Genomic DNA, 26822 nt, shown 5'->3' with positions numbered 1-26822 from the left:
GGACCGTAGAGATCGGGAACGCGATCCACAACTGATGGGAGATGCGTCGGCCGTTTCGGGCTCCTCACTCGCTCGCGTCCGAGGACTTCCAGCCATCGATCGCGGACGCGATCACCTCCAAGGCCGCAGCACTCCCGTTCGCGTCGCCCTTCTCGAAGTCGCCGTCCCCCCGTCCCATCTCGTTGGTCACGTGAGCGAAGCACACGACCGGCTCGTCCCGCTCGGCGGCGAACGTATAGAGCGCGGCAGCTTCCATCTCGACCGCGAGGATGCCATCGGAGCGGGCCCGCTCGATCGCCGATTCCGTCTCTCGAAACGGTGCGTCCGTGGTCCACGTCGTCCCCGTATAGACCGGTCTGGTGGTGGAGTCACACGCCGACTCGACCCGCTCGCGGAGTTCGGGATCGAGCGTCGCGTATCGGTCAGGCGATCGATAGTGGTGGCTCGTTCCCTCGTCGCGCAGTGCTCGGTCGATGAGCACGAAGTAGGGCGGGTCGTCCTGCGCTACGATCTGACCGGAGGAGGTCACGCTCACGAGGAACTGACACCCGGCGGCGAACAGCTGTTCGGCCACGAGGACTGCGAACGGTCCGCCGACCGCACACCCGACGATCCCGACATCCACGCCGTCCAGTTCGAACCGATAGAGGTCCGTGTGGTACCCCGGCCACGTCGTATCCGCTTCGGCACGGCCGGTCGAGGTCAGGTGACGGACGAGGTCCCCGTCGGGATCGAGGACACAGACGTCGGGGACGGGCCGGTCGGGGAGGTCCTTTTGACGACGCGCCTCACGGATCAGGGACCCCGGCGTGAAGACCGACGGCTCGTCGTATCGTTTGGCCTCGAAAAGTGGCGAGTCGGATCGATCCCCACTCACGCGTAGTGTTCTTCGAGATAGTCGACGATGTCGCCGCTTTCGTACATCGCAACGCCGCGGTCGGTGTCGACGAGATACGGGATCTGGTCCTCCCCGCCGGCCGTGAGTTCCTCGTGGGTGAGATCGTTGGTCACGTCGCCGCCCTCATCGCCGGGGAGACGTGGATTGTGGACGACATACGATACGCCGTACTCCGACAGCTTCTCACGGACCTTCGCACAATACGGACACCCCTCCGACTGATAGAGTTCCAGCATCGTTACGATGGAGCGAACGTTTCGGATGGACTAAAAGATACTCCCGAAGGCTCGACCACCTGCCACCCGGTGTCACCACGATTCGCCACTGGGGGCCATCATCCGCGCCGGTTCCTCGTTCGAGATCTCGAGGGTCGCCGGATCCCCTCTTCGAACGGAGAGAACGGGCCGTTCCGGAGTGTCGGGGCAACATTCACTAGACCGGGGCCGCTATCTCGGTCCATGACCGAACCGATCCGGGTCCTCCACGTCGACGACGACGCGAGCTTCGGCGAGCTCGCCGCCGACTTCCTTGAACGGGTGGACGATCGGTTCGAGGTCCGGACAGCTCATGACGCGTCCGAGGGACTGGATCGAATCACGGAGCGGACGCCGGACTGCATCGTGAGCGATTACGAGATGCCGGGACCGGACGGACTGGAGTTCCTCGAGAACGTCCGCGAGGAACACCCCGATCTCCCCTTCATCCTCTTTACCGGCAAGGGGTCCGAGGAGGTCGCGAGCGACGCCATCTCCGCGGGCGCCACCGACTACCTCCAGAAGGGATCGGACACCGAACAGTACGAGCTGCTGGCCAACCGGATCCGAAACGTCGTCGAACAGAACCGTTCACAGAGCGCGCTCGAGCGGGAGCGATCCCGCATGGAGTTCGCGCTTCGATCGACGGACGCAGCGGTCTGGACCCGTGATCTCGAAACCGACGAGATGGAGATCCATCCGAGCGAGTGCCCGGTCTTCGAGACGTCGATCGACTCGTTCGAGGACTTCCTCGAGCAGGTGCACTCCACGGACCGACGGACCGTGGAGGATCGGATCCGCTCTGCGGCCCGCTCGGGGGAGTCCTACTCGGTTCGGTTCCGGTTCGACGACGGAACGCGGTGGGGTGAGATGAACGGACGGACGGTCAGCGAGGGTGGAGACCCGGCCGTACAGACCGGGATCACCCGGGACATCACGGAGCGGGTGGAGCGCAAGCGTCGGTTCGAGACGCTCACGAGCAACCTCCCCGGAATGGTCTACAGATGTCTGAACGAGTCGGGGTGGCCGATCGAGGAGGTCCACGGCGACGTCGCCGAGTTCACGGGCTACTCGGCCGACGATCTGGAGGCCGACGGCCGGCTGTGGTTCGAGGAGGTCATGCATCCCGAGGACAAAGGCGAGACCCGAGAACGGATCCGCCAGTCGCTCCGGACGGGCGACTCCTTCGAGGAGACCTACCGGATCCGGACGGCCGACGGGGACGTCCGATGGGTCCGAGAGCGCGGTCGCGGCGTCTACGGACCCGAGGGGGAACTCGAAGCGTTCGAGGGGTTCATCACCGACGTCACCGAACACCGGGAGGCCGAATCGCGGCTCCGCGAGACGAACCGGCGGTTCGAGGCCGTCCTCGACACCGTCGAGGCCGCGATCTTCATCAAGGACGCGGAGGGACGCTATCAGCTGGCCAACCCGGCGTGCCGTGACGTCCTCGGCGTCGATCCGGGGACGGACGTGACCGGGCTGACGGATCACGACCTGTTTCCCGATGCCGTTGCCGACCGGCTCCGCGAGGACGACCGCCGCGTACTCGAGGAGGGACGGACCATCGAGTTCGAGGAGACGATTCCGGGGACGGACGAGGCCAGCACGCGATTGACCCTGAAGTCCCCGCTCTACGACGATGCGGGCGCTCCGATCGGGATCTGTGCCGTCTCGACGGACATCTCCGACCGCAAGCGACGCGAGCGGGAGCGGCGTCGCAACGAGCGTCGGTTCCAGGCGATGTTCGACGACCCCAACATCCTCGTCGGGCTGTTGGAGCCGGACGGAACGGTCGTCGACGTCAATCGGACGGCCATGGGATACGTCGATGCGGACCGCGAGGACGTCGTCGGACGTCCCTTCCCCGAGACGCCGTGGTGGCGTCCCGAACACGAATCGGCGCTGCGCGAGTGGATCGATCGGGCGGCGCGCGGCGAATACGTCGAGTACGGCGTCGAACATTCGGGCTCCGACGGCGACACCTTCAGCGTTGAGGGGACGATCATGCCGGTGACCGACGACGGGGAAGCCGTCGAGTCGCTCATCGTCTCCGCCCGTGAGACCACGGAGCGGGACCGACGCGAGCGGGAACTCGAGCGGATCCGAGACCGCATGGAGTTCGCGCTCGACCGGACGGACTCGGTCATCTGGGAACGGGACCCCGGGACGGGGGAGATAACGACGTATCCGGATCCCTGTCCGGTTCTCGAGGCGACGATCACCTCCCTCGACGACTACCTGGAGCGAGTGCACCCGGACCACCGCGATCGGCTTCGCGAGACCCTCGGGCCCGTTCCGGATCCGGGGGAGTCACGAAGCGTCGAGGTCCGGACGATCCCCGAGGTGGAGGCGGAGTGGGTCCGATCGCGGGTGCGGCCGCACACGGACGAGGAGGGAACGATCTCACACGTCGTCGGGGTTTCCCGGGACGTCACGGCGTTCAAACGGCGAGAGCGGCGGCTCGAGCGCCACAACGAACGGTTCGAGAAGCTCGCGAGCGTCGTCTCACACGACCTCCAGTCGCCGATCCAGGCCGTTCGCGGACGGCTGGAGTTGGCGGCCGATACCGGGGACCAAGCCCACGTCGAGGCCGCCCTGTCGGCCTTCTCGCGGCTCGAGGAGATCCGGACCGACCTCATCGAGATGCTGCGGACCGGCGAGGTCGTCACCGAGACCGAACCGATCGACGTGGGCGCGCTCGCCGAGGACGTCTGGGATCGCGTCGCCGCCGCGGACGCCTCGACGTTGGAGGTGGTCTCCAACCCCCACCTGGAGGGCGATCCCGGCGCCACGGAACGGCTCCTCCAGAACCTCCTCTCGAACGCCGTCGAGCACGCCGACGGGGAGACGACGGTCGAGATCGGACGGATCGAGTCGGGGTTCTATCTGGAGGACGACGGGCCGGGCATCGATCCCGAGGACCGAACGCGCGTCTTCGATCCGGGATTCACCACCAAGTCATCGGGCCAAGGGATGGGGATGGCGAGCGTCCGTCAGATCGTCGACGAACACGGCTGGACGATCGACATCACCGACGCGGAGTCCCTCGAGGGGGCCCGATTCGAGATCAGGACGTGATAATAGTTATCACGATTTCGGGCGAACAAGCCGACCGCGAGCGCTACGTCGAACGCTCCTCGCGGGCGTACTTGCCGATGAGGAGTACGCTCGCAACGGCGAGTGCGATCCCGAAGAGCGTGACCGCTCCCGAAAGCGGCCCGACGCCGGCGGCGACCTGCTCGCGGAGGAAGTTGGCCGCGAGGGCCCCGGAGACGAGGAACAACGCGACTCCGCCGACGTTTGCGAGGGGTGGCGTCGGACGCGAGACCGCGTCGGCGTTGAGCAGGTAGAGGACGATCGCGATGGCGAAGGGGGTGCCGACCGTTCCGACCGCGAGCACCAAGACGAGCTGGCCGAGGACCTCACCGCCGATGAACGCGCCGGGGGCCGACGCCAGCGCGACGGCCGCGAGCAGAGCCCGATAGCGGGAATCCGCCACGGTCGTTCCCCACCCGAGCTTGTCGGCGAGGAGAAATGGCGGCACGATCGTGTTTCCGCCGAGCGTCGAGACCGCGGCGCCGCCGAGCCCGAGCAGGAAGAGCCACTTCGCGCTCTCGCCGACGAGCGGGCCGAGCGCGGTCGCGGCGCTCACGGTGGTCAAGGCCGGATCCGAGAGGACGCTCGCCGCGACGAGGAAGATGGCGACGCTGTAGATCCCGAAGGCGACGAGCATCGACGCGCCGACGTCGAGGGTCGCGAGGTCGTAGTCGTCGTCGGTCCAGCCGCGAGCGCGCATCGTGTAGGAGTGCATCGTGATGAGCGTGATGTGGACGGCGCCCCCGAGGATGCCCGCGGCGACGAGCGCGCTCCCGCCGGGAAGCGACGGGACGAGCCCGCGAGCCGCGGCGCCGGGGTCGATGGGGACCACGAACGCGGAGGCGACGAAGGCGATCACGACCGCGGTGACGAGCGCCTTCGCGAAGATCTCGAGGAACCGGTACCCGCGGCCGGCGAGTCCGATGGCGAGCGCGAGCGCCCAGACGACGCCCCAGACACGGGCGTCGATCCCGGTCATCGTCGCGGAGACGGCCGCGACGGTGTTCATGATCACGAGCTGTGCCACGCCGGCGGCGATCACCGCGTCCGCGACGAGCACCCACGCCCATCGCTCGCCGAGGTGGTCCTCGACGACGGCGACGATCCCGCGTTCGGTGAGCAGCCCGAGCCGCATCGCGAGGTACTGCGCCAGCGCGCCGGCGACCGCGGAGAGGACGACCACCCAAAGCAGGTCGTAATCGAAGCTCGCACCGGCCGTGATCAGGCTCGCCATCGTCGCCGGGCCGGCCGCGATGGAGCCCGCGACCCACGAAGGCCCCATCTCGCCCACGAACCGACGGAGCGTCCCGAGACCGATCCCGCTCGAACCGTCGTTAGTGTTGACCATACCTTCGTGGTATCACTCGAGAATAAACCGGTGTCGGTTCGCGGACGACGAGGAGTCGCTTCGGCGCGAGGATTGATATCGTCGGGGCTCGCAGGCCATTACGAGGGACGATGTACGAAACGCTTCTCGTACCCACCGACGGAAGCCCCGGATCGACCGTGGCAGCCGAGGCGGCTATGGTTCTCGCCGACCGTTTCGACGCCGAGGTGCACGCGCTCTTCGTGATCGACGAACGATACGTTCCGACCGAGTTCGACATCCCCGTCGAGGCGGCCGAACGCGAGGGGGAGCGAGCGGTCGAGGCGGTCGAACGGCTGGGCGAGGAACACGGCGTCCACGTCGAAAAACACCTCCGTCGCGGCGTTCCCCACACGGAGATCCTGGAGGCGATCGACGAGTACCCCGCCGAGATGGTGGTGATGGGAACCCACGGGCGGACGGGGATCGAACGGCTCGTCCACCTCGGCGGAGTCACCGAACGCGTGATCCGGTCGAGCCCCGTCCCCGTCGTGACGATCCCGTTGGACATCGAAGGCGATTCCGAACGGTAGATGGGGAACGGGAAACGGGAAACGGGGCGATCCGAGAACGATAAGTCGGAAACGAGAGACGCGGCGAGTCGAGTGAGTCGGAATAAACTATATACTCCGCGGCCGAGACTCGCGACGTATGGACGAAAAGCGGTTCGTCGTCGCCCTCTTCGGTCTGGTCGTCGCCCTCATCGCGGGCTACATGGCTTACCGGTTCGTCGCGGCCTTTACCGTCGCGGTGTTTCTGTACTACTCAACGAGGCGGTTTTATCGAATGCTCGAGCGGTTCCGACTTCCGCCGCGGATCCGCGCCGGGCTGGCGCTCTCCGTTCTCGGCGTCCCGCTCGTGTTGTTGTTGAGTTACACCGTCGTCCTGCTGGTCGTCGAGGCGCGCCGGTTCGTCCAGCGGTATCCCGTGATGGAGGCGGCGGCGGAGAACGTCGACTGGCTCGATCCGGCCGCGACGCCGCCGGAGTTGACCTTCGACGCGATGGTCGAACTGTATCGGTCCGGGGGGTTCGACCCCCTCATCGACTTCGGGCTCGAACACGCGGGGTTCGTCACCGCCCTGCTCTCGAGTTTTCTGTTGAACATGCTCATCATCGTCATCGTCACCTACTACCTCCTCATCGACGGCTCGAAGGCCCACGAGTGGCTTCTCACCTTCGACGACGACGCGATCGTGCGCGAGTATCTGGAGGCGGCCGACGAGGAGCTGGAGGCGGTGCTGTTCGGCAACCTGCTCAACGTCATCGCCATCTCGATCATCGCGGTCGCCACCTACATGGGGTACAACGTCGTCGCCCCGTCGGCCGTCGAGGTCCCATATCCCGCGCTGGCCGGCGCGCTGACCGGCATCGCGAGCTTGATCCCCGCGGTCGGAATGAAGATCGTCTACGTTCCGCTCGCGGCGGTGATGGCGATCCCGCCCGCGCTGTCCGGGGAGGGCGGGCTCTTCGGATACGTGGTCGGGTTCCTTCTCGTGACCATCGTGATCGTCGATACCGTCCCCGATCTGGTCTTGCGCCCCTACTTCAGCGGCGAGACGACCCACGTCGGGCTGTTGATGCTCGCGTACATCCTCGGCCCGGTCGTCTTCGGCGTCCACGGACTGTTCCTGGCGCCGATCATCCTCGTGCTCGCGCTCACGTTCGCCTACACCGCGCTGCCGCGGCTGCTCGGTGCCGACCCCGACGACGATCCGGAACTGCCGGGCGATCAGCGTCGGATCGACGAGTTCTGAGTCCGGCCTCCCGCCCATGACGTGAGATGGAGTACTCCCGTTCAGTACCGGAGCTCGCGCCCCCGTTCAGTACCCGAGTCCGAACAGCTCGTTGACGGCGATGGCCGAGACCGCGAGGGTGAACAGCCCGCCGAGCACGAGAAAGGAGACGCCCCACCCGAACGTGTCCGCGATGACGCCGGCACCGAGCGATCCGGCCGAGCCGACCACGGTGTAGGCGGTTCGAACGAGCCCGAATCCGGCCCCGCGTTCGGCGTCGCCGAGCGCGTCCATGAACCGGGGGTCCATCGCCGAGAAGAAGCTCGTGCCGACGCCGGCGAGGACGATCCCGACCGCGACCCCGAAAAGGCCGGGAACCAGGACGAACGCCGACGTTCCGATCCCGCCCGCCAGCAGGGCGCCCCCGATGGCGACGTCGCGACCCACGTCGTCGGAGACCCGTCCGATCCCGATCTGCGCGCCCGCCCGAACGAGGAAGAACGCGGAGAAGGCCGTCCCCGCGGCCGCAGTCGAGTAGCCGCGAAACGAGACGAGGAAGGTGGGCAGAAACGACAGGATTCCCTGGGCGACGTACGTTCCGGTCATCGCGAGCGCGAGCGAGAACAGGATGGAGGGACGCGAGAGCAGCTCGAAGAGGGGTTCCAGCCGGACCCGCTCGCGCATCGGCTGGTCGGGGCGTCGCGGTTCGGTCGGCCGAACGCGCCAGTAGAAGACCGCGGCGCTCGGGACGCCGACGACGGCCGCGAGCGCGACCGCGGGCCGCCACCCGTAGCGCGTGCCGACCCACGCCGCGGCGATGGGGGCCGTGAGCCCGGCGAGCGGTCCGCCCGCGGAGTGGATGCCGATCGCGGTCCCGAGGTCCTCGAAGGTGCGCGAGAGCAGCGTCGTCGCGACCGCGTAGTGGAGGCCGGCCACGAGCCCGAGCAGGATCGCGGCGAGCCCGAAGGCGACGAGACCGGGCGCGAACGCCAACACCACGCTCATCACGGCGGTTCCGGAGACGGCGGCGAGGATGACCGGGCGCTCCCCGAACCGGTCGGCGAGGACGCCGCTCGGGAACTGCGAGAAGCCGTAGGCGAACCACATCCCCGAGAGGGCCAGCCCGATCGCCGTGTTGGAGGCCGCGAAGTCCTCGACGATCAGCGGAACGACCGGGCTGATCGCGAGCCGCGCGAAGTAGGTCACGAAGAACGCGAGCATACAGAGCGTCAAGACGGTGTGGCGGTATCGCCAGTTCACGCGCGGTCTCCCCCCTCACGCTCGGCCGGGGGGATGGCGCGCTCCGAGTTGGTCGGTGCGGTGACGTGACCCGACCCGACCGAGGCGACGTTCCCCCGAACGTCGCGAACCGCCTGCGGATGCATACGACGGGCTTCCGCCCGGGGGACCATGTACGTACTGGTCGGGGGCGATGGATCCGGAATCGGTGACCGTTCCCGACGAGTGTTCACCGGGCGAGACGCCAGGGTCGACCGATACCGATCCGGTCTTTCCTCCACCGACGTCCTCGTTCGTTCATCACTCCGGCGGGGCGTCCCACGTCTCGGCGTTGTCCTGCGGCTCGTATCCGAGAACCTCCCTCGCGTGCTCGATATCGAACCACCGTCGATCGTTGTCGCTCACCCCGCTGAAGATCCCGAAGGAGACGTCGTCGTCGCGGAGACACCGATCCACGAGCTGGGCGAAGTCCCGTCTGGAGTGCCAGGTCGCCTTCATTCGATTCACTTCCCGACGGTATTCCGCGGATCCACGCTCGATCCGTCCCTCCTCGACGGCGGCCTCGGCGTCGCCGTAGGGGTGATCGTACGCCTCGTGTCGCACCGAACAGATCCGCAGCGCGTAAAACTGGTTCGGGAACTCGTAGTTCTCGACGTACTGGCGGCCGATCGCCTCGCCGAACACCTTGCTCGTCCCGTAGAGCGAGTCGGGACGAACCGGATCCTCGTGGGTGAGTTCGAGGTCGAAGTCGGGCTCGTAGAGCTCCGGCGCGAACTCCTCCTCGTACATCCCCATGACGTGGTTCGTCGAGGCGAAGACGACGGACCCGACCCCGGCGTCACGGGCCGCCTCGAGCACGTTGTAGGTTCCGACGATGTTCGGTTCGAGCACGTCGTTCCATTCCCCGTCGACGAACGGATACGCGGCGAGGTGGACCACGGCGTCCATTCCCTCGCAGGCCGATCGAAGCGCCTCGTAATCCGCGACGTCGGCGACGACCGTGTCGTATCCGCCGTAGGGGTGATCCTCGTCCCTGTCGGAGCGGTTCAGATAGGTGAACTCGTGGTCCGGATCGTCGTGGAGGTGATCGAGGATCGCCGTCCCACAGCGGCCGTATGCGCCGGTGACGAGTACGTCCATACCCACGGGTTGGGCCTCGATATGATAAATACGGGGGAATAACCGACGATGACGGACGATCCCGTTCGGCTCGACCTCCAACAAAGGTTTTACACGGCGGAGTACCACACCGCCCATGGACGTTCGATCCATTGAGGCGATTCCGCTCTCGTACGCGCTACCGGACGATCGCGGCTTCGGGGGAACCCGAGGCATAACCCACAGCCGGGCCGTAACGCTCCTCAGGCTGGAGACGGCCGACGGGGCGGTCGGATGGGGCGAGGCCTCCGCTCCGCCCCGGACGGTCGCCAGGGCGATGCAGGAGGTCGTCGCGCCCTACCTCGAGGGGCGCTCCCCCCACGACGTCGAGACGCTCACCTCGGACGTCTACGCGGGCGACTACCACATGGGTCGGGGACCGATCGTTCACAGCGCGGTCAGCGCGGCCGACATCGCGTTGTGGGACCTGAAGGGCAAGGAGATCGGCGAACCGATCCACCGACTGCTCGGGACGTCGGACGACGATCGCTTCATCGACGGGTCGGATCCCGCAGACAACGTCCCGTACGCCTCGACGATGTACATCACGGAATGGGGACAGGACCCGGCCGAACCCATGGAGGACGCCCTCGAGGAGGGATTCAACGCCGCGAAGATCAAGATCGGCCGCGGGATCGACGACGACGTCGAGCGGGTGCGAACGGCCCGCGAGACGCTCGGCGAGGACGCCCACATCATGGTCGACTACAACGGGAACTACCGACCCAAACAGGCCGCACGGGCGATCGAGGCGATCGAGCCGTTCGACATCACCTGGGCCGAAGAGCCGATCCCGCCGGAGAACGAGTCCGGGTATCGCCAACTCTCGCGGACGACCAACGTCCCTCTCGCTGCGGGAGAGGCCCACTACAGCCGATTCGAGTTCAAACGACTCGTCGACGATCGCACCGTCGACATCGTCCAGCCCAACCTGACCCACTGCGGCGGGCTCTCGGAGGCGCGATTCATCGGCAAGCTCGCGACGACCGAGAACGTCGGGGTTCGACCTCACGTCTGGAACGGGGCCGTGGGGCTCGCCGCCTCGCTGCACTTCGCCGCGTCGATCCCGGCGTATCCCCACTCGGGAGCGCTTCCCGAGCCGGTCCTCTTCGAGTTCGATCGCAGCGAAAACCCGCTTCGCGACGAACTCCTCGTGGACCCGATCGAGCCGGACGACGGCTCGGTCGCGCTACCCAGCGATCCGGGGCTCGGAATTACGCTTGATGAGACCGCAGTCGAGCGATACCGAATCGAGGAATGAGCGGTTGGGATCGAGGTGGAAGCGGCCGGACGCGGGACGGTCGCGGCGTCACATGGTCGGACGAACGACGAACGCTTCCTCGGCATCCCTATTTGGTCGGCCTGGAGGGAGGGACGTGAGTGCCAGAACGAGGGCTACCTCCGGAGTCCGCCCCTGACTGCGAACGGTAGTCCGAGAACGAGACGCTGACGGGTGAACCACTTCGTCCACCACCACCACCACCACCACGTCCGTCGAAAACGCGAACATACATACACCCACGCCACGGCGTGGGTCGTAGGAAACGATGACTGTCGCAAACGACTTTGAGATGGACGAGACGGTCTGTGTGATCACCGGCGGATCGGGCGTCCTCGGTTCCGAGATGGCGAAGGCGATCGGCGAGAACGGCGGCAAGGTCGCACTCCTCGCCCGTGGCGAGGAGGAACTGGAGGAGACGAGTACCGAACTCACGGAACGGGGGATCGACAACATCACCATCCCGGCATCGGTGCTCGACCGTGCCGAACTGGAAGCGGCCGCCGAGACGGTGGTCGACGAGTACGGGCGTATCGACGTTCTGATCAACGCCGCCGGCGGGAACCACCCCGACGCGACGACGGGGGCGGAGACGTCCTTTTTCGACCTCCCGAAGGAGGGACTCGAGACCGTCGTGAACGTCAACTTCGTGGGGACGGTCCTCGCCTCCCAGGCCTTCGGCGAGTACATGGTCGACCGGGGAGAGGGGACGATTCTGAACGTCTCGTCGATGAACGCCTTCACGCCGCTAACCAAGATTCCGGGGTACTCGGGCGCGAAGGCCGCCGTTTCGAACTTCACCGAGTGGTTGGCCGTCCACATGGCACGGCAGTACTCCCCGGACATCCGCGTGAACGCGATCGCGCCCGGGTTCTTCCTCACCGAACAGAACCGGTATTTGCTGATCGACGAGGAAACCGGGGAGTACACCGACCGTGGGCAGGCGATCATCGACCAGACACCACAAGGTCGGTTCGGCGATCCCGAAGACCTCTCGACGACCGTTCTCTGGCTGATCGCACCCGGCTCCGAGTTCGTCACCGGGACGGTGATCCCGATCGACGGCGGCTTCTCCGCGTTCAGCGGTGTCTGAGGAATCGCCACGTCGCCTCTGCTCGAAGTTTACGGTTTCCGAACGAGCTGCTCCGCGGGATCTGACCTGCACGGTTCGACGAAGCCTGCCGTATGAATCGTTCGTTCGTACCCGGCCTATCGAACGCTCAGGCGATCGCCCGGTTCGGATCGAACGTGGATACGAACCGTTCGTTCTGGGAGAACGATTCCAAATGCCTCGACGCAATATAATTACACAAGTATCTGTGTAATACCGTCCGTGTCCCCCGTCGCGTTCACCGAGAGGTTCGACTGTGTGCACGGTTGCTCGATCGAAAAAGACGTTTTCATGTGGGGAGGATCGGGGTCGAAGCGTCAACCGACGAAGCCGCCGTTCTCGAGCGTGACGAGGGGTTCTAACCGATGCGAGATTCGTTCTCGAGAGGGGAACGCCAATCTTAGACGTCCTCCTCCGCTAACCCCGGAGGAATCCCGATCAGTCGGATAGTAGGGTTGGCAATCTCCTCGTTCCCTCGGTGTGAACCGTCCGATCTCGCGGTCGGACAGGAAGACTCGGGGCTGCACCTAGCGATCAGTCAATAATCTCGACGCCGGTGAATTCGAAGCGTGTACCGCCAGATTGCTCTTCACCTAATTCGATCGACCAGCCGTGACGGTTCGCGATACGACCAACGATGGTGAGTCCGACTCCGTTACCGCCATACCCCGTCGAGAATCCGTGCTCGAAGACGACTTCGCGCTTCTCCTCTGGAATTCCTGTACCGGTATCTTCTACGTAGAGCCCATCCTCAACAGGTCCGATTCGAATCGTAACGTCATCGCCGCCGTGTCCGATCGCGTTTCGGAACAGATTCTCGAAGAGGGCTTGCAACTGCCCGCGATCTGCCTGTACTCGAATATCAGTGACATCCAAAGATGCGTCGCGGGTCTCGACCATCTCCCACGCATCTTGGGCGACGGTGCTGAGAGCGGCGGTCTCGGTGGGGCCTGGAACCTCGTTGGATTGTGCGAGGTCTATCGAGTCCTGTGTGTGACACCGGCCTGCAGATTAGTCCGAGCGCAGTATCGACCGCCAGGATCGGCGATACGGATTAACCTCCCGGGAGTCTATCGGTAATGATGACACAACGATCCGTTCTGGTTCGTGCGCTGTGGTTCGTGTTCGTCGGTTGGTGGGTCACACCAATCGTCGTGAACACTGCGTGGCTGCTCAACGTCACGGTCATCCTGTTGCCGATCGGTATCAAGCTGATCAACCTCGTGCCGACGGTGCTCACGCTCGCGGAGCCGCGGTCCCTTTCGGAGCCTGAATCGGCGCGAGGACAACGCTCGCTGGCCGTCCGGGCGATTTACTTCGTCCTCGTCGGCTGGTGGCTCAGCCTGCTGTGGGCGAACGTGGCGTCGTTCCTCGCACTCACGGTCGTGGGGGTCCCGGTCGCGATCTGGATGCTCAACCGACTGCCCTACGTCACGTCGCTGTACCGGTTTCACGGCTAATTGTCGCGCTCTTGGGCATCCATCAACTCCCGAAGCCGTGTGATGCGTGTCTCTAGGTTTGGGTGCATCCGGACGATTGGTTGGAACCATCTCTGCAGTGAACCGAATGTTCCGTTCGCCTCGACATCCGGGGAGACGATCGTGAATGCACCGATCTCCGCGCGTGGGACGGTCGTGGCTGGTCGCTCATTGACCGCGTTCTCGATCGTTCGAAGTCCGGTTGCGAGCGCTGCTGGCTCCCCAGTGATCGCCGCCGCGCCCCGATCGGCGGCAAACTCCCGTGTCCGTGAAAACGAGGCGGACAACAGCAATGTACAGAGTCCGATCGGAAACCCAACCACGAGACCGACCGTGAGAAGCGCGTCGGCGTAGTCTGCACGACTTGCGAATCCGTGCTCGACGCCCGCCGTCGGTCCTGCCAACAAACTCCCGATACGACCGGCTGCTGCCAACGGTAGCGCGACGCCAGTCATGACTGCAGCGTCCCGGTTCTTAATGTGTGCAACTTCGTGCGCGACGACTGCCTCGAGTTCCGTATCGTCTAGGAGATGAACGAGTCCCTCGCTGACGAGCAGATGCGCATCCTGCGGGGTGAATCCGGTAGTTAGCGAAATTGGTTGATCTATCTGGGCAACGTAGACGTCCGGAATGGGCGCATCGGCTTGGTGGCTTACGGATCTCACCGCCGCTAGCAATGCGGGATATTCATCCGTACTTGCGCGGCGTGCTCCGGTTGCGTCGATCACGTACGACGGCGCATCGCGTTCCCCCCACACGACTGCGGCGAGAACTGCTACCGTTGCGATTCCAACAAGTCCATTCGTAACAGACGTCCCAAACTCCAAGGGCATCGGAGTAAAGAGGCTAAAAAATGCGACGCTCAGGACGACGGCGGTTCCGCTGGCGATCGCAGCGGCGAGAACGAGGAGTACGAGTCCGAGTAGCGACACGACCATCTGCAGTTGGAGGCGACGATTTGGGGACCACTCCATCATTCCTACGAGTCGATCCAAACGGAGGAAAACGCGTCGAAAAATCTTCGTTGGATGTCACGAGTTTGTGTGTGACATCAAGATCCTCCGCTCGGTCGGCTCGTCATTTACGAATATGTCCACCCGTTCACGGTACTGTGTCGCGAGTCGACCGCCGAAGTACGTTTGACGAGTTAATTCCGACTCGATATCTTCAAAGATCGTATCTCCTCCGACCGGTGGATCCCGTTCCTCTGGTGAGAGTACTTGTACTAACACAACATCATTTCGAGCGAGTGAGGCGATTCCTGTCTCAAGTCCGTTGGGATCTCCAATACAGTCCGTTATCACGACGATTAGTGACCGCGATTGGATCGACGCATATACGCCTCAAGAGCTGTCTCAACTTTCCCGTCTAGCGAAGTACCATTCGTATCCGTATCCCACAAAAGCCCCTAGAGGGGCTGCAATGGGGAGAGTAATGATTCCCCCGAATAGAGCGATTACAGCAGTGATGAAGATGAACTCGGAGACCGCACTGACGAGTGAGCCAGCGGAAAACTGACTTAGAGAGAACATGAGGCCTATCAGAGTTGCGAATATGAAGAGCGATCCGAGCGCTGAAACGACACCTGCTACCGCACCGAAGACCGAGTTCGGTTCATCCGGCATCATCAGACGCCAGATGACGGTCGCTACGATGAGGGCGACGACCGGTGTGACGATCGTCCCGAGGAAAATGATCTCACTTCCTCGTCGATACCCTGCTAGGCTCGCGGAGTCAAATCCTCGGGGCCTGAACGTCTGGAAAAAGTTCCAGAGGTTAATCATAACGGCAACGAGGAGCGCCGACACGCCGGCGGCGAGGCCCGCCCCGATATCTCGCCGGGACACACCTAGATAGTCGGTCATACTCCGATCGACGAATGCTTGCGGTCACTCGGTAATAAACGTTCGACGACCGATCCTCTCACCTGACACCGCTCACTCGTGACCGACTCGCGTCCTCTATTCAGCACGCCGTTTGTATCAGCCGCTGAGGATTTCAACGGAGTCCTGGAGCTGGAAATTCGTGGAATGGGATCGAAGCAGTATGCTCGTCCATCGTCGAACTCCTATGCCATCTCGTTGGGTCCGTTGAGACTGCTTATCCAACTCGGCGGCTGGTCGTTTCCGGAATGACGGTCCGATCTGTGAAAAACGCTCATGTACTAGCGTTGATGGACGGAGACGTTTAGTTTTGCTCACCCATTCTAGCTCAGAAACACCACTCCGTTCTTTATGTTCTTGCCCGTTGAATTACTAATGAAGCCGCCCTAAACTGGCTTCATAACCCATGGATATCGACCAATTTGCCTCCGAACACGGAACAACAGAGACTGATGCACCGTTCCAATTGGAAAACGGTTATACGCTTGATGTCGCAGTCGATGGATCAGTTTTAGCAAAAGCCGGTTCGATGGTCGCTTTCACGGGTGACCTCTCATTCACCGGTAAAAGCTCGGCTGAAGGCGGGATCACGGGATTCATCAAGGAAGCTGCGACCGGTGAGGGGACACCGGTCATGTCCATCGAAGGTCAAGGGCATGTGTATCTCGCTGATAATGAGAAAAAAGTTCAACTTCTTGAACTTGATGACGGCGAGTCGATTACTGTCAACGGTGAGGATGTTCTTGCGTTTGACCCTGACGTCTCATACGAGATCTCCTCAATGGATACACTAGCTGGCGCATTCGCTGGAGGATTCACGAACGTTTTCCTTGAAGGACCCGGATATGTCGCAATCACTACTCATGCTGATCCCATTGTCCTTGAACCGCCCGTCTCAACAGATCCGAGTGCCACAGTTGCTTGGAGTGGAACGTCTCCGAGCGTCCAAGTTAATAGAAATCTCTCCGACATGATCGGCCAAGAATCCGGCGAACGCTATCAGATGAACTTCGCCGATGATGGTGGCTTCGTCATCGTTCAGCCGTACGAGGAACATGCCGGCGGACAGTAGATGTAAGTGACAAACGAGAAGACACGACTGGGTTTCCCAGCCGTGAAGTCTACATCGTTTGCGACAGGTGCTTCGGCCCTCCAGTCGAAGCCCCAACGGCAACGAACAGCGGGAGTCGAATAATTCTTTGTGTGGTCGCTTCGCTGTTTGAGACTAAAGTGGTTCATGAAGTGTACAGAACCTTTTCGGCGCATCCCGACGATCGGTTGGACTGTGCGCCGCCGCCAGTACCTCGCGACGACCGCCCTCCTCACAGCACCGCTCGCCGGATGTGCACATCCATCCAACGTTTTGGATATGCAGGAAGCGACGTCCGATCGACTTGCTGATGAAGCCTCACGGTCCGTCTCGTCCGAGTCGGACGACTATCGGATACTCCAGAACGCGGTCGAAAACGGCTCGGCGACTGCATCCGGGACCACACCACCGATCGACGTTGACGAGCCCGTCCGGTTTCAGGGCGGATACTACGACGTCTCCGCGACCGAAACCGCCCGTCGAGAGCGAACCAGTTACGACATTCGCGTCGACTACAACCCGGATTCCCCGGATACGGCCGACTCGATTGCGTATGCCGATCTCCCGGAGGAAGACAGGAACGCGCTCGAGGGATTGATCCCGCCGCGGGACGATCCACCGCAACACGACGGGTTCGATATGGGGACGCGATACGTCTATCCCGAGAACGCTACCGAATCATCGGTCCTTGTTCCGACACAACAGTACGAATACATCCGCTATAAGGAGTCGACGTATCGCGTGCAGTTCGAACGCGGAACCGTCGACGAGATCACCTACCAGTATGCGGTCACGGAGATCGCCCCCAGTACCGAAGCATACGCCGAACAGCTCCGATCGACCTACCAGTTCACCCTTTCGGGGCTGTCGTCCGCCGAACGGGAGATCGTCGAGGAAGCGATCGAAGGCGGGTACTTCGACGGCGCGAGTGACGCGTTTCGGTCGGTGATCTCCAGATTACGAGCGCATCCTGGCCTCGAAACGAGCGACTCGTACGGGACCTGGCTCCCCGAGTACGAAGGGACGGCGTACATCACTTACGCCGAGTTTCCCTCCGATGTGACGCCGGCGGGACGGGAGCCCGATGCGGACGACAACGTCAACTCCTCCAACTGATGCTGCTCACAGTTCTGGGCGTCGTCTTCGTCGCCCTCGGCGTTGCGATCGGCTGGTACGGACTCCGTCGGCTCGCTGTCGTCCCGCGAGTGCTCCGTTCGGACGTCGTCGATCCGGACGCGGTCACGGACGAGGATTCGTTCGTCGTGTGCCGGGGGATCGCCACCGAGTCGACTGAGGGTCTTTCGGCACCGTTCACGGGATCGCCGTGCCTCGGCGTCGAGTTCGAGGTCACCGAGAAACAGCCGTTCGGGATCACGCTCCCGTGGGTGCAGGCGCATCTCGACGACGGCGTCGCAACACGTCCGTTCACCCTCGACGGGCCGAACGGCAGCGTGAACGTCCGTCCGTCTCCGAAGCGATTCGGCCTCGACACGGAATCGACCGTCATCACGGTTGGCGCCGACGAGACACCACCCGACCGCATCCGGCAATTCGTCGACGTCAGAGAGGAGCTCGAACCGGTGGCGGATTGGATACGCATACTTCCGGGATTTGGAACACGGCGCTACGTCGAGCGGCGGATCGACCCGGGTGAGGAATATCTCGTGGCAGGACCCACGGAACGGAGACAGGGGGAAGTGGCTCTCAACGGGAATCTCGTGGTTACGGACCGCTCTCCGAGACGGTTCGCAACTGAACGACTTCGAGATGCGGTGTTTCCGTTGAGTGTTGGACTCATCTTCATCGGTGTAGGACTGTTTGGCATCGTCACGTGATCACGGTTCTCGTGGTTCCACGAGGAGATAGTCATTTTTCGCGGTAACTGCATGAGCAGGGATAAGCAATTGGCCATCCTCGGTTCGTGTGAATCCCGCATCAACATTCGCAGCTGGCTCAACACGAAGGTGTTGTAACTCACCCGTTTTCGGATCAAACGAGATATTCTCCAAGACGCCCAACTCAAGCCCGGTTGTCGTCATCACGCTGTCTCCGCTGATGGTGGAGGCGAGGACCTGTTCCATACGGACACGTGGTGTCCCATGAGGATAAATTCACGAATAGGTGAAATGGATATCTTAGCTTCACTTCTCCAACTGGGCCCCTGCGTCCTCGAACGTGTGAGTCGCCTCTGGAATGACTCCAACCAGGACCGATATCCATCGGTAGTCCGTGTATGCCCTCGTGAGCGACCGTTGGTCGTTCTCGGATTGTCCCTCAATAGCGGTTCGTATTTTCGAATCCGGCTCCTCGAAAGTCGGAATTAATCGACGGCCCATCCATCGCTCGAGATCAACATCCGATCGACAAAGGGTTTCGACAGCGTCGATCGCATTTGAACGGGCTTCCGCGATCGCGTCTCCATCGGATGGGCTGAACGCTGTCCCCTCCTCGAGACGGTTGCCCACGACATCGAACGCGTTGAGGTAGCAGCACATCCGGTATGTGCGGCGAAAGGTCGTTGCGGGATGGGTGGGCGAGTACCCCGGCAGAGCGATCGGATCAAACCGTGCATCGTCGAAGAACTCGCCCATTCGTCGAGAGAGAAGCCGTGCACTGGGTGCATCGTCAGGAAGATCCGACCGGTCGAGATATACGTCGGAGTCGGGATACCGTATCGGCCGCTTCAACTCGTCACCCTCATCGGCACCGTGTAGCGCTCGTAATCGCTCCTCGATTTCGGGTGCGATCGACGCCAACGTCTCTTCGAGGGCACGCTCCAGTTCACGAGCGGAAAGCCCACCGTCAACCATCTCCACATATCGCGAAGTGAGGTATCTCCCCAGATCGATCTGTGCCTGTACCCGTTCGATGTCGCCGACCATTCTCCCGGTACGAACCGGATTCGGTTGCTCCGCGACGGTTCGTGGTCCGCCAACGAGCGTCGATCGACGGGCAACGTCGAGCCACCGTTCGATCGCTCCGTAGATGGTTGCCCCCTCGCCAATGGTTCGTCCCGGTCCCGGGAGGGAATCACCGAACGACTCGATAGTCTCGAGGACGGCCTGGACCGATCGGGCGATCGCTGTTGGCGAGCCGGATTCCGTCACTGCCGCCCACGTTCCAACGGCGATCGCTGCCTCCGATCGTGCCGTGACCAGTCGCTCGATCACTGACAAAGCCGGGGGATTCCCACGATGGCGGCGGAGGTTTGCCAATTGCTCGAGTTCGCGGCGTGCCCGATCACGGCTCTCGACGATCTGTGTCCGGATCGTTGCGTTCGGGAGCGTCTCGTCGGAAAGTGGATCCGGAATCGGCTCGAGGAGATTCTCGATCCGCTCCCGGTGTCGGGAAACCGTCGATTGCGTCAACGAGACGGGAGTGATTGCCGGGCGGGTTGGGAGCGATCGATGGAGGGCACTGTCGAGTCCATCAGTGGTAAACTCGGGAGGATTCTCCCAGTACGACCGCTCACGTTCCGTACAGCCTGCGATCGCCGCGGCGCCGACGGCGGAGAGGAGTTCCCGTCGGGAGAGTGAATCGACTCGACTCACGCGTCCTCACCCGTCTCTACCGGCGTAGTTCGGATTCTCGAAGAGTCATTCGCTCCCGTGATCGTACGTGAACCCTCAACCGTCACGTTCGCATCGATTTGGCGGTAGTCAGTGTCCGTCGCATCACAGGGAGAGTGCCCGCTCGCGCCCGTGCCCGAGAGATCCGTATTGAGAGCTGCCGGTATGCGTATGAATAGTCCAACTGCCTCCCACCTGTCGGCTGCACACGTGTGAGTTGGCGGGCGAAGCTCACGACAAAACTCGTACTCTACGTGACCAGGTTCCCACGAGACGGACTGGATCCGGTACCGCTGACAGGATTCGGTCCTGACGGTCCTGAAAAACACCGACTGATCGTCGAAATCCGTTTCCTGAAGGAATGATTTGGCTTCGTCGACGTCGCGTTGTGAGACCCCATCAGCGAAGGTTACCTCCGAGACGTCTTCGTCATCGACGAAAAGCGTCTGAATAACCCTGTGTTCGGTAGAAGACGTGTGGCTACCGGATCTCTCCGTTTCAGTCCCGTTGCGGGTGAGCAACACGACGTTTTCAGCCGGGTTTCGGGGCTTGCTGACTGCTGGCTTCGTGATGGACCCGGATCGTGTTTCGCGATCCGGCGGAGAACGTTGTGGGGACGGGGGTTCACTCGACGTCGAACAGCCGGCTACACCAGCCATACCTGCAGAGACAACCATCTGGAGGAGGGAGCGGCGCGTCGGGGACATACCTACAGAGACTTCGAGTTGGTGACAAAGGGTTTGTGGAAGAAAATGTGTGTTCCGCTATGGACGCGCGGTTCCTCTCCTCACGGAGCAACCGGCAATAGGTGTGCTCGGTAGGATGAGGGCAATTCCTAACGAGTTACGGACTCAGAAACACGAGTCCTCCTTTTACCGCTTTGAGGTTCCAATCCGAGTTATGGAAATCAATTTCAATGGTCCATCTGGAGCGCTCCATATCGCCCTCGCACTGCTCATGGGATTAACATGTGCAAAACCTCGCCCTTCAGGGCGGGGAGGATGTCAGACTGGGCACCCTCGTTTCTATCTTCCGAAGGTGAACTATCCACCTCACAAGGTGTCACAGAACAGTTCACTGGTATTGATCTCCATATTTTTGAGGCATATCAGCGGGTAAGTAGATTGTGCTTACTGATACACCCGTCCGAGGATAGATTGTGTGACGATTATGACAACGACGACAATTGCGACCCTTGATAACACCCCTAAGTTCGTAAATGCCCGTAGAGCGAAAAGAACAATGAGGGCTATCGTGGCAGAGGTGACCATTACCTGATTTTCGCGGGAAACCATATTGCAAATCAAGGGAGTTGAACCATGAATTGAACGAAGTACCTACCGAAAGGTGGTTCCCCTTCAGCGACCAGCTGTTTCAGTTGCTGGGTGACGATCTTCTGGTGACGAATGAGGACCGGCTGGACAGAGCGATCGAACACAACGCGGCGAATGCCGTGCTAGTCAAGCCGAACCAGGCCGGTACGATCACGCGAGCGATCGACGTCGTTCACCACGCCAAAAATGCGGGATGTAACCCGGTCGTCTCGGCTCGATCCGGAGAGACGTGCGATAGCACTATCGCCGACCTCGCGATCGGGTTGGATGCGGGCCAGATCAAGATCGGCTCGCTCGCCCGCTCCGAGAGGCTGGCCAAGTACAATCGTTTGCTCGAGATCGAATCGGAGACGACCCGTAACTTCGCCTCGTTCGCGCTCCCGTCCGTCTAACGAATCGCGGTGTTTCTCACGGTTTTATACGCCTTGAATGACTTTTCGGATCCAATGACTCCGTACGAGGCCTTCGACGACGAGACCGAGGTTCGTGGTCAGGTCGTCCGTACCATCGTCACGGAAGCGATGGGGAAGTTCTCCGACGAATATCGTGATCGAGCGATGGATGCGCTCGCTGATGAAGGAATCGTTGATCCCGGGCCTGATGAGTGGTATCCACAGCAAGCGTGGCTCAACGCGTTCGAGGTGATCTCGGATGATCTCGAGACGCACGTACTCGATCGACTCGGTCAACAGATCCCGTCGGTTGCTGACTGGCCGACCGATCCGGAGACCGTCCCGGAGGGCTTGAAGTCGATCGACGATGCGTATCAGCAAAACCATCGAAACGGAGGGATCGGATACTACCGATTCAAACAGACTGGCGATCAAGTTGGCACCGTTACCTGTCGGAATCCATACCCGTGTCCGTTCGATCGTGGACTCATCCGTGGTGCCGCTCAAGAGTATGCACCCGTCGATAGCTTCGTGTTCGTCGAGGAAACCGGAACGGAGTGTCGTCGGAACGGCGGAGATGAATGTGAATTCACCGTCTACTGGTAGCACTCTCCGTTAGGAATCGTATTCTTCGAGCGCATTACGGAGTTCCTCGGGTGAAAATTCGGCGGCCAGACGAACGACCACCTGTAGGTCTTCATAGGTTTGACGGAGATTCCGGATCCGCTCTTGGGCGTTCGGATTTTTTTCTTCTTCAAGATCGGACTCGGCCTGTCGAAGCGTGCGGAGCGTTGACTGCATCTCGCGTTGGAGATACTGTTGAAAGACGTCCTGGAGGATGAACCAGATCTCGTGTTCCGCCTCGAATCGTACCCGCCTCCCGCCTCCACGCGACGATCGTCGATGGATCAATCCGATCCGTGTGAGCTGGCGAGTAACGGTACTGATGGTCGATTTTGCATAGCCGGTTCGTTCGACCAGCTCGGGGATCGATAGCGGCTCCGAGGCGAAATACAATACGCCATACACGCGTCCCGCGCTCCGACTTAATCCGTATACCTCCGCGGATTGTTCCATCGATTCGATGACTCGCTCGGTGACGTCCGTGTGCTCCCCGGTCATAATGTAGGTATGTCCCCCCGCTCCGTATGAGAACCCTCTTGATCCACACCAGCCTTTTTCATTCCGTAATCCTTAAACCGTTTGGTTTGTTTGTTCGGAATGTACCGAACAAGAGAAACGGCCGTCCCTCCACCCAATGTCAAGCGCATTTCCACACCAGACGCCGGTCGATCACACGCCAAAAGACGCCGATAACGTGGTCGTTCGTCGGAACGATTCGACCGACGTTTTCGAGGTGCTCTCCTCGGACACCGCGCAGGCGATCGTCGCTACGCTCCGTAACGAGCCCCACACCACTTCCGAAATCGCGGAGTCGATCGGCACCTCCATCCAAAACGTCCAGTACCACCTCGAGCGGTTGGAGGGAGCTGACCTCGTTGAAACAGCAGGTACGTGGTATTCGGCGCGCGGCAAGCCGATGACGGTTTTCGCACTGGCGAGCGAACGGATCGTCGTGACGTTTGAAGAGGATTGATCGACGCTCCGATCACGATCGGTAGTGGTGAGTCACGAGCTTCGAATACGGTCCCAGTCGACGTAGAACACGACGACGAGCGCGAGACTTAGTGCGGCCACGTACAGCAGTAGTTCTGCAGTCAGTATCCGGACGTTCCCCACCACGTGAACGTCCGTGAGGGCGGTCGCTCGAGTAAGTATGCTCCACAGGAGTTGCGTGAGGACTCCCGTAATGAACACCGCCCCGTATCGGCGCTCCTCGTACGCTGCGAGCAATCCCGCGATCGGCGCCACGATCATCGTCGGTGCGACGATCCACGACAATTCGTCGGCGCCGACGAGTACCGCCACGTGTTCGAAGATTCCCCCCAGTGGTCCGACGATCGGCGTGAGTACGACGAACAGTAGGAGGGCTCGACCCGCATCATGTAACCAGGAGTCGGAATCGGTGCCGGAGTCGGAGTCACTCATCGTCGCTCACCCGATAGACCGTGTCACCGGCAATCCCGTATACCGTCCCCTCGTCGATCACGGGCGTCCATCCATGCCCTGGTGTGTCGGCGACGTCGACCGCAAACACGCTCTCGTCCGTCTCCGGATCGAGTGCACTCACTCCGGATCGTCGAGCCACGTACACGTGGTCGGCGCCGACGCTGATCCCGTGTTCTGCTCCTATGAACTCGCGGTCCCAACCGATCGCTCCAGACCGGTTCACACGAAGGACGCGGTCCACGTCCGGTCTGACCACGAAGACGTCGCCGTCGACGGCGATCCGATCGAGAAACGTCGACTCCTCGTCACCGAGCGGGACGTCCCACTGGTGGCGGCCATCGTCCCGGTCAAACGCACGGAGCGTTCCCGAATCCGTCACGAAGAGCGTGTTCTCGCCGATCGCGACTCCGCTTCGACGTTGCCGATGTCGTCCCTCCGAGAGCGTCTCGTCGCTCGTCCATTCTCGTGTTCCCGTTTCCGGATCAAACGCGACGAGTCGGGATTCCTCGCTCCGTCCTGTAGGTGATCCAACGACGATCGCGTCCTCATCAGCTGCAAGCGGTACGTACTGTCCATCGGTTCGCCAACGCTCGCGACCGGACGTTACATCCAGTGCGACAAGTCGATGCTCACCATCGAGCAGCGCCGAAACGTACGCCGTGTTCCCGAGTAGCGTCAGCCCGTCGGTACTGCTGTTCAACTCGAACCGCCACCGAGGGTCACCGCTCGCGATGTCGATCGCGTACACTGCGGACAGGGACGCGACCAGGCACAGATCACCGTGAACCCGTGGGGCGCTATCGAGTTGGTGGTGTTCACGGCGCCGATCCGTGGGCAACGTAATCGACCATCGTGTATCGCCCGTTTCGCTCGAGAGGGCACGGAGTCGATCGTGTGCCGGGACGAGCAGTCGATCGTTGACGAGCGCGCACCCCTCGAACCGGAACAGGTTCGACTGATCGAACCGGCGAGTCCACGTGGTGTCGGGAGCGCTGGGTCCGGTTTGTGCGATGCTCGCCGTGTTTCGTGGGTTTGCACGTGGATGGTTCCAGGCATCCATCTCTGCGGAATCGTGGGCCGTCCCGCTCGCTCTCGGAAGGAGGGCTCCGCCGACGGCCGACGCGCCGGCGAGGGCGAGGAGACGACGTCTCGTGATGGAGGGCGGCATTTCGTCGACATCACCTTTTCGGCGTGTCCCCATAATCCATGTGGACCGTCGAACGCGTACTGTACCTCTCCACCCGGGTGTTAGATCAGGTTCGTCCGACGCGGCCCGACGTCCTCCTCTCACATGATCAGAATCGATTCAGATGACCGACCGTCGTCGACTGATCGTCGCCACCGGGAGTGGATACCCACCAGAGGGCCCTCAGTCACGGCGAGATCGAATTGCGTATACTGACACGACGACGAGAGCGACGACGGTGGCTATGGGCCCGAATCCGGGCTCCTCAACGTCCGTCGTTCGAGTCGGAGCCTCCGTTGGTGTGGCGGTATCCGTCGGCGACGTGGTCGCTGTTGGTGGTTCTGTTGTAGGTGTTCGTTCGGGTGATGTAGTTGGGGTTATCGTTGGTGAATCGGATGGTGTCGAAGTCGGTGTGGCGGGGTCGGTTGGTGTGGCGGTCGGCGTTGCAGTCGGCGTCGTGGTCGACGTGTCGTCCGTTCCGACGTCGATCCGGATGGTTTCACTCGCTTCGCCGGCCGTTAGATCGTCGACTCCCTCGATACGGAGCGTGTAGGTTCCCTCGTCAACCTCGGTGAAATCGAACAACCAGTAGGCCGTACGATCGTTCGTCGTTCCGAGTCCCTGAACCTCCCGAGCGAGAACGTCCTCGTCGACGTCTTCCGGGAGACGATCGGATTGTGCGTCCGTTGGATTCGCCGAGAGCACTTCCCGCTCTATGGAGATGTTCCCCTCGTGGCTGACCAGGTCGACCTCGAGGTCCTCGGCCTCGACGTAGTTCCAGTCGACGATCACCAACAGCGATTCGTCTCGCTGCAGCTCGGACGTGTCGTCGAGTTCCGTTCCGACGCTGTTGTAGAGCGTGACGGTGCTGATCCGAGGCTCTTGAACACGTACCGTGAGATCCTCACCGGAGTATCGGCCGGGCGTCTGATCGGCTTGGATCGACCCCGATAGACGAAGCGGTTCTCCCTCGTTCCGTCCCGTCTCTCCCTCCAGAACGGTTTCAGAGACGTCCGTTCCGGATGTATCACGCCACGTCCGGATGTCCTCTTCTCCCTGGAAGACCGTGTAATAGCTCTCGTTGTCAAGGATGATCTCACCGGTTCCCGTTGAGGAGTTCCATCGCCCCCGTGGTGCCAACGCTTCGAAATCGGGTGACTGTGCTGATGCCTCTACGACCGGACTGGTCATCCGAGCTGTGTCGGTTGGGGTACTTGCCGGAATCCCCAACCCACCGGATAGTCCGATCACTAGGAGGGCACTTACGATGAACCTGAGCCACGCTCTCGCCATACTTGTGGTACGATTGGTGAAAATATGAATCTGACTGGGTGGTGGCTCCTCCTCGGTTCCGGACACCTAAGGAACTCCACGGTCGGACGCTCAACGCACGAGGGCAACTCGCACGTTGGTGAAAACACGGTATGAGTCTCCTCCGGTTTTATCTCGGTCTATCACCGAATGACCCGTATGGCCCTCCAACTCGGCCGAACGTTCAGTGACGGTATCGATCGGTTCCTCGCTCGAGCTGGTGGTGTTCTACTCCGAGACTGCGACACGCGAGGGATCAATGCCCCCGGCTTGCCCGCATCCCCTCGTGGTGGCTCGCTCGTCGAACGGTAACGTGCCTATCTACCTTCCCCACTCATGCAACTCACACTTCGCCCCTCTCGAAATCGACT

29 protein-coding genes are annotated in these 26822 nt (G+C 62.0%); 12 read left to right on the top strand and 17 right to left on the bottom strand.

All coding sequences use genetic code 11. From position 1 onward, the window contains the following. Positions 1-64: 64 nt before the first annotated feature. Both ACFQE9_RS05405 and ACFQE9_RS05400 read right to left on the bottom strand, forming a co-directional pair. Positions 65-877: a nucleoside phosphorylase gene (locus ACFQE9_RS05405; protein ID WP_379741490.1), complete on the bottom strand. Its 813-nt coding sequence runs from the start codon at positions 875-877 to the stop codon at positions 65-67. Further along, on the bottom strand, positions 874-1134 hold the full coding sequence (locus ACFQE9_RS05400; RefSeq protein WP_379741487.1) for a glutathione S-transferase N-terminal domain-containing protein: 261 nt from the start codon (positions 1132-1134) through the stop codon (positions 874-876). Before ACFQE9_RS05400 ends, ACFQE9_RS05405 begins: the two co-directional genes overlap by 4 nt. A 222-nt stretch (positions 1135-1356) precedes the next feature. On the opposite strand from ACFQE9_RS05400, the gene ACFQE9_RS05395 reads away from it, so the two are divergent. Continuing rightward, positions 1357-4233 carry a PAS domain S-box protein gene (locus tag ACFQE9_RS05395; protein WP_379741484.1) on the top strand — a complete coding sequence of 959 codons (2877 nt, stop codon included), beginning with the start codon at positions 1357-1359 and terminating at the stop codon, positions 4231-4233. Between the two features lie 43 nt (positions 4234-4276). On the opposite strand, the gene ACFQE9_RS05390 is transcribed toward ACFQE9_RS05395, so the two are convergent. Continuing rightward, on the bottom strand, positions 4277-5599 hold the full coding sequence (locus ACFQE9_RS05390) for a divalent metal cation transporter (RefSeq protein ID WP_379741481.1): 1323 nt from the start codon (positions 5597-5599) through the stop codon (positions 4277-4279). A 110-nt stretch (positions 5600-5709) separates the two neighbouring features. Between ACFQE9_RS05390 and ACFQE9_RS05385 the strand changes: the two genes are divergently transcribed. Together ACFQE9_RS05385 and ACFQE9_RS05380 are read left to right on the top strand one after the other, a co-directional pair. Continuing rightward, positions 5710-6150: a universal stress protein gene (locus ACFQE9_RS05385; RefSeq protein ID WP_379741478.1), complete on the top strand. Its 441-nt coding sequence runs from the start codon at positions 5710-5712 to the stop codon at positions 6148-6150. Between the two features lie 118 nt (positions 6151-6268). Further along, positions 6269-7372 carry an AI-2E family transporter gene (locus ACFQE9_RS05380; RefSeq protein ID WP_379741475.1) on the top strand — a complete coding sequence of 368 codons (1104 nt, stop codon included), beginning with the start codon at positions 6269-6271 and terminating at the stop codon, positions 7370-7372. A 66-nt stretch (positions 7373-7438) separates the two neighbouring features. Here the strand turns inward: ACFQE9_RS05380 and ACFQE9_RS05375 are convergent, their stop codons facing one another. From ACFQE9_RS05375 to ACFQE9_RS05365, 3 genes are all read right to left on the bottom strand, one after another. Further along, positions 7439-8611, bottom strand: a complete 1173-nt coding sequence (locus ACFQE9_RS05375) for an MFS transporter (protein ID WP_379741472.1) — start codon at positions 8609-8611, stop codon at positions 7439-7441. Continuing rightward, positions 8608-8736: a hypothetical protein gene (locus ACFQE9_RS05370; RefSeq protein WP_379741469.1), complete on the bottom strand. Its 129-nt coding sequence runs from the start codon at positions 8734-8736 to the stop codon at positions 8608-8610. Before ACFQE9_RS05370 ends, ACFQE9_RS05375 begins: the two co-directional genes overlap by 4 nt. 154 nt (positions 8737-8890) lie before the next feature. Beyond that, positions 8891-9730: an NAD-dependent epimerase/dehydratase family protein gene (locus ACFQE9_RS05365; RefSeq protein WP_379741466.1), complete on the bottom strand. Its 840-nt coding sequence runs from the start codon at positions 9728-9730 to the stop codon at positions 8891-8893. A gap of 115 nt (positions 9731-9845) precedes the next feature. Between ACFQE9_RS05365 and ACFQE9_RS05360 the strand changes: the two genes are divergently transcribed. Beyond that, positions 9846-11009 (top strand): mandelate racemase/muconate lactonizing enzyme family protein, encoded by a 1164-nt coding sequence (locus tag ACFQE9_RS05360; RefSeq protein WP_379741462.1) that lies wholly within the window; start codon positions 9846-9848, stop codon positions 11007-11009. Positions 11010-11295: 286 nt separating this feature from the next. Beyond that, positions 11296-12120 carry an SDR family oxidoreductase gene (locus ACFQE9_RS05355; RefSeq protein WP_379741459.1) on the top strand — a complete coding sequence of 275 codons (825 nt, stop codon included), beginning with the start codon at positions 11296-11298 and terminating at the stop codon, positions 12118-12120. Between the two features lie 552 nt (positions 12121-12672). Here the strand turns inward: ACFQE9_RS05355 and ACFQE9_RS05350 are convergent. Beyond that, a complete protein-coding gene (locus ACFQE9_RS05350; RefSeq protein WP_379741456.1) occupies positions 12673-13038 on the bottom strand; it encodes a sensor histidine kinase in 366 nt (121 codons plus the stop codon). Positions 13039-13220: 182 nt separating this feature from the next. Between ACFQE9_RS05350 and ACFQE9_RS05345 the strand changes: the two genes are divergently transcribed. After that, positions 13221-13598, top strand: a complete 378-nt coding sequence (locus ACFQE9_RS05345) for a YccF domain-containing protein (protein ID WP_379741453.1) — start codon at positions 13221-13223, stop codon at positions 13596-13598. Here the strand turns inward: ACFQE9_RS05345 and ACFQE9_RS05340 are convergent. Beyond that, complete coding sequence (locus ACFQE9_RS05340) at positions 13595-14590, bottom strand: M48 family metallopeptidase (protein ID WP_379741450.1); 996 nt, start codon at positions 14588-14590, stop codon at positions 13595-13597. The two genes, ACFQE9_RS05345 and ACFQE9_RS05340, sit on opposite strands and share 4 nt — an antisense overlap. Positions 14591-14971: 381 nt before the next feature. Then, on the bottom strand, positions 14972-15481 hold the full coding sequence (locus tag ACFQE9_RS05335) for a hypothetical protein (RefSeq protein ID WP_379741447.1): 510 nt from the start codon (positions 15479-15481) through the stop codon (positions 14972-14974). Positions 15482-15905: 424 nt separating this feature from the next. Here ACFQE9_RS05335 and ACFQE9_RS05330 point away from each other — a divergent pair, with 424 nt between their 5' ends. The 3 genes from ACFQE9_RS05330 to ACFQE9_RS05320 all read left to right on the top strand — a co-directional run bounded on the left by ACFQE9_RS05330 (position 15906) and on the right by ACFQE9_RS05320 (position 18424). Further along, positions 15906-16571, top strand: coding sequence for an AIM24 family protein (locus ACFQE9_RS05330; RefSeq protein WP_379741444.1), 666 nt, complete (start codon positions 15906-15908; stop codon positions 16569-16571). 297 nt (positions 16572-16868) lie between these two features. Then, complete coding sequence (locus ACFQE9_RS05325) at positions 16869-17705, top strand: hypothetical protein (protein WP_379741441.1); 837 nt, start codon at positions 16869-16871, stop codon at positions 17703-17705. After that, complete coding sequence (locus tag ACFQE9_RS05320; protein WP_379741438.1) at positions 17705-18424, top strand: hypothetical protein; 720 nt, start codon at positions 17705-17707, stop codon at positions 18422-18424. The genes ACFQE9_RS05325 and ACFQE9_RS05320 overlap by 1 nt, the downstream gene beginning before the upstream one ends. Here ACFQE9_RS05320 and ACFQE9_RS05315 read toward each other — a convergent pair whose 3' ends face one another. The 4 genes from ACFQE9_RS05315 to ACFQE9_RS15245 form a co-directional block, all read right to left on the bottom strand. After that, positions 18425-18670: a PRC-barrel domain-containing protein gene (locus tag ACFQE9_RS05315; protein WP_379741435.1), complete on the bottom strand. Its 246-nt coding sequence runs from the start codon at positions 18668-18670 to the stop codon at positions 18425-18427. It lies immediately after the preceding gene. Between the two features lie 60 nt (positions 18671-18730). Further along, positions 18731-19759, bottom strand: a complete 1029-nt coding sequence (locus ACFQE9_RS05310; RefSeq protein WP_379741432.1) for a hypothetical protein — start codon at positions 19757-19759, stop codon at positions 18731-18733. 377 nt (positions 19760-20136) lie between these two features. Further along, a complete protein-coding gene (locus ACFQE9_RS05305) occupies positions 20137-20865 on the bottom strand; it encodes a hypothetical protein (RefSeq protein ID WP_379741429.1) in 729 nt (242 codons plus the stop codon). Positions 20866-21288: 423 nt separating this feature from the next. Further along, complete coding sequence (locus ACFQE9_RS15245) at positions 21289-21453, bottom strand: DUF7987 family protein (RefSeq protein ID WP_465261084.1); 165 nt, start codon at positions 21451-21453, stop codon at positions 21289-21291. A 17-nt stretch (positions 21454-21470) separates the two neighbouring features. Here ACFQE9_RS15245 and ACFQE9_RS05300 point away from each other — a divergent pair, with 17 nt between their 5' ends. Next, positions 21471-21884, top strand: a complete 414-nt coding sequence (locus ACFQE9_RS05300) for a phosphopyruvate hydratase family protein (protein ID WP_379741426.1) — start codon at positions 21471-21473, stop codon at positions 21882-21884. Positions 21885-21938: 54 nt separating this feature from the next. Continuing rightward, positions 21939-22490, top strand: a complete 552-nt coding sequence (locus tag ACFQE9_RS05295) for a hypothetical protein (RefSeq protein ID WP_379741423.1) — start codon at positions 21939-21941, stop codon at positions 22488-22490. A 9-nt stretch (positions 22491-22499) separates the two neighbouring features. Here ACFQE9_RS05295 and ACFQE9_RS05290 read toward each other — a convergent pair whose 3' ends face one another. Next, complete coding sequence (locus ACFQE9_RS05290) at positions 22500-23006, bottom strand: GbsR/MarR family transcriptional regulator (RefSeq protein ID WP_379741420.1); 507 nt, start codon at positions 23004-23006, stop codon at positions 22500-22502. 136 nt (positions 23007-23142) lie between these two features. Here ACFQE9_RS05290 and ACFQE9_RS05285 point away from each other — a divergent pair, with 136 nt between their 5' ends. Then, positions 23143-23481: an ArsR/SmtB family transcription factor gene (locus tag ACFQE9_RS05285; protein ID WP_379741417.1), complete on the top strand. Its 339-nt coding sequence runs from the start codon at positions 23143-23145 to the stop codon at positions 23479-23481. A gap of 32 nt (positions 23482-23513) precedes the next feature. On the opposite strand, the gene ACFQE9_RS05280 is transcribed toward ACFQE9_RS05285, so the two are convergent. The 3 genes from ACFQE9_RS05280 to ACFQE9_RS05270 form a co-directional block, all read right to left on the bottom strand. Continuing rightward, a complete protein-coding gene (locus ACFQE9_RS05280) occupies positions 23514-23933 on the bottom strand; it encodes a hypothetical protein (RefSeq protein ID WP_379741415.1) in 420 nt (139 codons plus the stop codon). Further along, complete coding sequence (locus ACFQE9_RS05275; RefSeq protein ID WP_379741412.1) at positions 23926-25122, bottom strand: outer membrane protein assembly factor BamB family protein; 1197 nt, start codon at positions 25120-25122, stop codon at positions 23926-23928. The genes ACFQE9_RS05280 and ACFQE9_RS05275 overlap by 8 nt, the downstream gene beginning before the upstream one ends. Positions 25123-25323: 201 nt before the next feature. Continuing rightward, complete coding sequence (locus tag ACFQE9_RS05270) at positions 25324-26499, bottom strand: hypothetical protein (protein WP_379741409.1); 1176 nt, start codon at positions 26497-26499, stop codon at positions 25324-25326. Positions 26500-26822: the final 323 nt, after the last annotated feature.

The sequence above is a fragment of the Halopenitus salinus genome (genome assembly GCF_042662125.1).
Lineage (GTDB): Archaea > Halobacteriota > Halobacteria > Halobacteriales > Haloferacaceae > Halopenitus > Halopenitus salinus.
The sequence above is the reverse complement of the archived record's forward strand: the minus strand, read 5'-3'. Positions and strand labels throughout refer to the sequence as shown.